5 protein-coding genes and 1 pseudogene are annotated in these 6,696 nt (G+C 36.4%); 1 reads left to right on the top strand and 5 read right to left on the bottom strand.

Features of this window, described 5'->3' with window-relative positions; all coding sequences use genetic code 11:
• The 3 genes from FTU37_RS16075 to FTU37_RS16065 all read right to left on the bottom strand — a co-directional run.
• Window positions 1-316 (bottom strand): transposase (locus FTU37_RS16075; protein ID WP_180022932.1); only part of this gene is annotated, 316 nt, incomplete at its 3' end.
• 430 nt (window positions 317-746) lie between these two features.
• The gene (locus tag FTU37_RS16070) at window positions 747-1,658 is read right to left on the bottom strand and encodes a ParB/RepB/Spo0J family partition protein (RefSeq protein ID WP_180124658.1); all 912 of its coding nucleotides are present in this window, start codon (window positions 1,656-1,658) and stop codon (window positions 747-749) included.
• 13 nt (window positions 1,659-1,671) lie between these two features.
• The gene (locus tag FTU37_RS16065) at window positions 1,672-2,445 is read right to left on the bottom strand and encodes a ParA family protein (protein WP_127800991.1); all 774 of its coding nucleotides are present in this window, start codon (window positions 2,443-2,445) and stop codon (window positions 1,672-1,674) included.
• An 856-nt stretch (window positions 2,446-3,301) separates the two neighbouring features.
• Here FTU37_RS16065 and FTU37_RS16060 point away from each other — a divergent pair.
• Complete coding sequence (locus FTU37_RS16060; RefSeq protein WP_127800989.1) at window positions 3,302-4,474, top strand: replication initiation protein; 1,173 nt, start codon at window positions 3,302-3,304, stop codon at window positions 4,472-4,474.
• 152 nt (window positions 4,475-4,626) lie between these two features.
• On the opposite strand, the pseudogene FTU37_RS16055 reads toward FTU37_RS16060, so the two are convergent.
• Both FTU37_RS16055 and FTU37_RS16050 read right to left on the bottom strand, forming a co-directional pair.
• Window positions 4,627-5,040 (bottom strand): annotated as a pseudogene (locus tag FTU37_RS16055) (integrase core domain-containing protein); the annotation flags it as partial.
• A 54-nt stretch (window positions 5,041-5,094) separates the two neighbouring features.
• Window positions 5,095-6,027, bottom strand: coding sequence for an IS5-like element IS17 family transposase (locus FTU37_RS16050; RefSeq protein ID WP_180022931.1), 933 nt, complete (start codon window positions 6,025-6,027; stop codon window positions 5,095-5,097).
• Window positions 6,028-6,696 lie beyond the last annotated feature (669 nt).

The raw sequence follows: 6,696 nt of genomic DNA, 5'->3' as shown, positions 1-6,696 counted from the left end.
TATCATTATTCGTATGAGGCACGGTGATACACAACGTGATCCTCTCATCAATAGGTTGGCTGATTGCAGCAGTGTAAGGCAAAGCAATAAATGCTGGATTCACATGAGTAGGATCCTGCACGGCACCCTCATGATGCCTGAAGATCCTGATCCAACGACTGACAAGGTTGGCATTAATACTATGTTGCAGTGCGACCGAAGCGATCGAGGTATTAGGATTTTTGCAGGCATTGACAATACTGAATTTGAATTCTTTGCTGTATGTTCTGCGTTTTTTAGCAACAGGAGGTGTTGCTGAATATATATCCATGTTCATAGATTAAGTCCCCACTTGTTTTTAGGTGGGAACTAAATTAAGGCTTATAGGATCGCTTGGTAAGGCTGTGTTAGCTGGATGCTTACTTTCTTTTACCTTAATAACGTATTTTTTTAACGGCAGCATACCTTTTGAAACACCACCAAATTATTTATGTTCCACCAGCATATATACTTCCCTATCGAAAAATCTGATAAGAATTGATTATTTTGATACAAAACCTGAAAACTGGGAGTGCTTATATGGACATATATAATATTTCCGGATAAATATAAAACTACTCCACAAGAAGAAAGGCAGAATTTAATCTCAGTCCGAAGTAACAGTACTCTCAAAGACCAAATGTAAAGAAGCATACTTAAGAAAATAAAATTCAATAATGCATGAGGATGTAATTAGTTTCAGGGTGCTAAGAAAGTGTAGCAACTTGCTACACTTTTTCGCTTTTTTGAATCAGCTGTTTTAAGAAATCTTCTAATTGTAAGAGACTGGCTTCGTCAATTTCCGAGATATTCAGAGAAACCTTAAGCTGTTTTTGATTCAGTTTGATATTCCCCGCAATCTTACCGGCATATTCAATTTTTCTGACCACGGATGTTGTGGTCAGTTTTTCTGGATTCTGACTCAATAGTTTTTTAGCATAAGTAGTAACTTTGCTTTGCTCGAGTTTTTTGTCTTTTAATTTTTCCCAAGCTCCGAGTAAGGCCACTTCGGCTTCAGAGAGTTGTTCAAGATGATCCGATAGAAATTTTTTGAATGCAGTTGCAGCAGTACGGCCTAGCAAGCCTGGTTCCACATCAAGGTCATTTAAAATTGCTTGCGGCAGTTTTTCGTATGCTAAATACTTGTACATATCTTCGCGATTTAAACCCAGTGAATTGGCTAAACGTTGCTTGTTTTTCTTTAATTTCTCATCAAGTGAGTTCAGGCCAATAAAAATCTCATAATCTGTCAGATCCTGACGCTTTAAATTCTCGGCCAGGGTTAACAAAGATGCTTCTACATTATTTGCATCAATGATAATGGCTTCAATCACAGACTTTCCGAGTAACTGATGTGCCCGTAAGCGTCGCTCGCCTGCAATCAGTTCATATTTCAGATTATCCAGTTTACGCACTGTAATGGGCTGCAAAAGGCCGATTTCATTAATAGAATCCGCCAGTTCTTTTAACTGTGATTCTTCAAATATTTTACGCGGCTGGTTTAGACTTCGGCTGATATCCTCAATAGGGACATTACGTCTAAACTCTTTCAGCTCTTTAATATTGTCTTTCTGTGCTTGCTGATGTTTTTCTGTATTCTGTTTCAGTTTCTGAGCTAAAAGCTCTTTGGTGCTTGCCATAATGCTCTCAGGTTTAAATTTTCAATACAATTTCATTGGCAAGGCTTTCAAAAGCCTTACGTACTTTTGAATTTTTTTCTACTTTCAAAAGTGGTTGTTGCAGAATGGCTGCTTGATTGACTTTAGTACTTTGAGGAATTGTGGTTTCTAAAATTTTACCCACTTGTTTCAAGGCTTCATCCCGAATCAGCTTACAGACATTCTGACGTTCATCATGCTTAATTAGTAAAGCGCCTAAAAGCTCTAAATCTGGATTAATACGTTTGATCTTTTCAAGATGATTTAAAAGATCTGTTACCCCATATAATCCATATTGTGATCCTGATTCGATAGGGATAATGACATGTGTTGAGGATGCCAGGGCATTGCTGGTTAATAATTTAAGGCTAGGTGGGCAGTCAATCAATATAAAATCATATAGATCTTTTAATAGTTTTAACTTGATATTTAACTCTTCTGAAGGACGGGGAGCTTCTTCTTTTAGTTGATCTTCAGTTTTTCCTAAATTCAAGGAACCATAAATTAATGATACTTTTTCAAAGTTCGTTTCTTCTTGTAATGCATCTGCCAACAACGAAATATCGCCCACTAGTAATTCTGCTGTAGTGACAGCAATTTCGCTTGGATGTTGGATCCCAATGTGTAAACTTGCGTTTGCTTGAGGATCTAAATCAATGACTAAAACTTTGTTGCCCAGATTGGCAAGTTCTGAGGCTAGGTGTACAACAGTCGTTGTTTTGCCACATCCGCCTTTATGGTTAGCAACAGTAATAATTTTTGCAGACATGCGTGTCAGATGCTTCCTTATTTGAATGTTTAGTAATATAAATAACTTTCATTCATCTTACTATAGTTTTTAAATTTATAAATCCTATTTATTCAGCTGTAAAACAGTTTAAAAAATAAATTTTTAACTAAGCTAGCTTAATTAAAAATTAGAATAATTAGTTATTTAGCTAATTAATAATTAGGATCATATTTTTATTATATAAAACAAATGCTTATAGATTTAAAAGTGGAAGGTTTGTCACTCTAAAGTGGAAGGTTTGTCACTCTAAAGTGGAAGGTTTGTCACTCTAAAGTGGAAGGTCTGTCACTCTAAAGTGGAAGGTTTGTCACTCTAAAGTGGAAGGTCTGTCACTAGGGTGGAAAGTTTGTCACTGCTATTTTTATATCTGCTATTTTTATTTAAAAATAATTGCAAAAACAAATATTTAAGCTGTTAATAAAGTCTCATAACTAAGCTTTAAAGGTGGAAAGATTGTCACTGTATCTTCTTAACCTGTGGATAATCTTTTTTTATTGGATATTTCCTGATGATTATATGTGCAGTTATACCTTTTAAATCTAACAAAAAGGTGGAAGCCTTGTCACATCAGGGTTTTTATCTGACTTAACCTAACTAGATCTGAATGAAAAAAGTAAAAATAGGCCTTCTGAACTGTAATTTCGAGACTAAAGGTGGAAGGTCTGTCATCATAGGGTGGAAAGATTATAATTAATTCCACTTTAAATGCAGAAAACCGGCTAAAATGCTTCTTTTTGATGACAAACTTTCCACTTTTAGAATCTTGTGGTGAAAGTCTTGAAAGTTTTTCCACTTTTGTATATAAAAACTAAGTTAAATTATAAATATCACGGTTATGACAGAATCTGAACCATTGCAAGAAGAATCGAATTATATTCCTTACTGTATAGGCAACATTCGCCATAATGGCGTTGTCAGTACCAGTAACCGTTTAATTCGCCCAATCGAATTATCAGCCAATGAATATAAGGCACTTCTATATGCAATGGCGGTTGCGAATTATAGTGAGAAAAATAGGGTAGATGGTGAAATTACCGAACAAACTTATATTTATTTGTATAAGGATGATTTGGCAGATTTACTAGGATTAAATAAACGTAATTCAATTAATGTTGCAATAGATCGGATCTACAAAGAGCTTTCATCCCGGGTAGCTCATTTTATTATTGAGGAGCCTGCTGATAATGGTAAAAGAAAGACTAAAAAAGTACATTCTGTCGTTCCCATTATCCGTGAGTTAAGATGGGAAGATGATTCTAAAAATGCGATTCAGATTCGTTTTACCAGTGAGGTGTTGCCGTATTTCACTCAACTGGCTGGGGGTAATTTTACTACCTATCAGCTAAAACATCTTTTTGCCCTAGATTCTGTTGCCAGTATGAGTCTCTATACTTATTTCATTAAAAATGAATTTAAGTACGCCAATCAAAAGAGTTATGAAGTGCCATTACTTTTAGAAAACTTGAAAGCACTGATTGATATTAATGAAACCAAATATGATCGCTGGGTAGATTTTAGACGCTATGTATTAGACAAAATAGTGGCAGAAATTAACGAAAATACAGATCTACAATTAGAGTATGAAACCGTTAAGAAAGGCCGTCCAATTGTAGGTGTGAATTTTAAACTGCATCATCGGATTGCTGATAAGGCACTGGATGAATTTGCAGTGATTGAAAAAATCTATCTTGATGTTCCATTTGAAGACAATGCATCCGTAAAAGAATTAGGGGCTAAATTCGATATGAATGTACGTTCTTGGTATATTTTTAATAATGATGAAAATTATCAGCAGTTCAAGAAGTGGTTTAAAAAAGTAGGATGCCTCACTGACTCTCAAGCAAATATTGTCATTAATGACACTTTATTCCAAATGGATTTTGCTGAAATTGGTATGGGGTTGAATGACTTTAAACGAAATATGAAGCATAAACTTAAAAGTAATCCGGAATTCGTCCATAGTATTCGTGAAAGACTGAATGATATTTTTGGTAAAGAGTTGATCTAGCGAAAAGTGTAGCAACTTGCTACACTTTTTTTGATATATGTTCGTAAAGAATACAAGTGGTAAGGACCTTAGGATAAAAACGACTCTGTTGCATGAAGTGTGAAAATTGAGACTGAACCGTACCGGGTTTGTCGGAGACTTTTTTATTTAAGTTAGGCCACCTGACCTAACGGGTTAATCTTATCATAGTACATTGCTTCAAACTCAAAAGGCGACTTGTAACCCAATGCACTGTGTACACGCTCTTTATTGAACCAATCTACCCAGTTGAGTGTCGCAAGTTGTACATCCGCTAAACCTTTCCAATCTGCTTTTAAATACTCAATCACCTCTGTTTTGTATAAGCCATTCACTGTTTCAGCCAAAGCATTATCGTATGAATCACCAGTCGTACCGACTGATGCTCGTAAATTTGCAGCTTCTAAACGATTGGTATAGCGAATAGAAAGATATTGAACACCTCTATCGGAATGATGAATCACATTCTTTGGCATGCCTCGATCGTGCAATGCTTGCTCAAGTGCATCGAGCACCATATCTGTATTCATCCGTGTAGATACTTTCCATCGGCTTTGTTGCACAAAGATTTGAAATGCAAAGCGCCCCTAATTGAGCCAAATTTAAGGCGTAACTTGGGTAAGTGGTCGACCTAATTCCGTAAATCTGTTGAGGACTGCTACACGTGCATGAATTTCATTCACCTGACTAGGAAAGCTTCTTGCCATTAATTTATCGCCTAATAATTTGATGCAATGCATCTTGGTTTCCACCAAACTGCGGCGATGATAGCCTGACCATTTTTTCCATAATGTCCTGCCTAAACGTTTAACTGTTCGAAGTAATTCATTTCGCTCTAGCGAGCTGATCTTTGTATCTTTCCATGGTTTCGCATTTTTTCTAGGTGGAATCACCGCATGTGCTTGCCGATCTGCAATGACCTGACGGCATTGCTTGGTGTCATAAGCTCCATCGGTATAAACAGAGTCAATCTGCTCATCTTGTGGAATCTGATTAAGTAAATCACCAAGCACCTGTGAATCACTGACATTATTGGTTGTGAGCTGAATAGCGCGTATTTGTAGGGTTTTGGCATCTATACCAATATGTAGTTTACGCCATTGGCGACGATATTCAGCTCCATGTTTCTTGCGTTTCCATTCGCCCTCACCTAGAAACTTCATGCCTGTAGAGTCTACGAGTAGATGCAGCCCATCGCTACTTTTTTGGTAGCTGATTGCAATATCAATATGCTTTTGTCTTCTACAAAGCGTACTGTAATCTGGTGCGGTCCAATTTAATCCGCAAAGTTCAATCAGACTTTGCACAAAGCCAGTGACCATACGTAAAGATAGACGGAATAAGGATTTAATCATTAAGCAGCATTGGATAGCTGCGTCGGAGTAGGTTTGATTTCGCCCTTGTTTGCCTTTTGATGGAGCATACCATTGCGTAGCAGGATCAAACCAAATGACAATATTTCCGCGACTCATGAGTGCTCGGTTATATGCGGGCCAATTGGTTGTGCAGTAGATTTTGTGTGTAGGCTTCTTCATTTGAAAATTATATCGCTGAAAAAGCCTTTACAGATAGGTTTGTGCAACAAAGCCCTTCACAACTATATATTTACCATTTCATCCATCTAATTCAGTGGTTAGTAATTTAATGAAGATTCAGCAAATGTTTAGATTAATGATTTTATTGGAGTTATCATATTTGCCGGGTCATAACTCACAACTCACATAGCAACTGTAGATTTGAGTGCCGCCTTTCTCAGCATGCTCGTGCAATAATTGCGACTTTATTAGGAGTTCTTCTTCTATCTAGACAACTTTTTCCAAAATTATGGATATTCCTTCAGTAACAATTAGTAATCTAGGTGTTTTGGTGGTTTTTCCTTTTAACAGCTGGTACTACAGTATATTACTTTATCTCATTCAATCGCGTTTGTAGGGTTCTTACCACTGTACAGCCATATTTGCAGTGATACCTGGAGGAGTGAACAATTAAACTACTTGCATACTAAAATTACAAAGCTAAATAAATTTTCAAAGAACACTTGCAATAGTTAATGTAACCTTCATCTATTAAAAATTATGGTGGTGTTTCAAAAAGTATGCTGAAAAAAAGCAGGTTGGATTTTGATAAAATAGAGAAATGCGAATAACTCTAGAAATCAAGTGTCCAGCCTGCCTAAGTGACAGTATAAAGAAAAATGGCACAAA

The sequence above is a fragment of the Acinetobacter sp. YH12097 genome, assembly GCF_013419225.1.
Taxonomy (GTDB): domain Bacteria; phylum Pseudomonadota; class Gammaproteobacteria; order Pseudomonadales; family Moraxellaceae; genus Acinetobacter; species Acinetobacter amyesii.
Note: the sequence above shows the minus strand (reverse complement) of the source record. Positions and strands in the feature narration are given on the sequence as shown.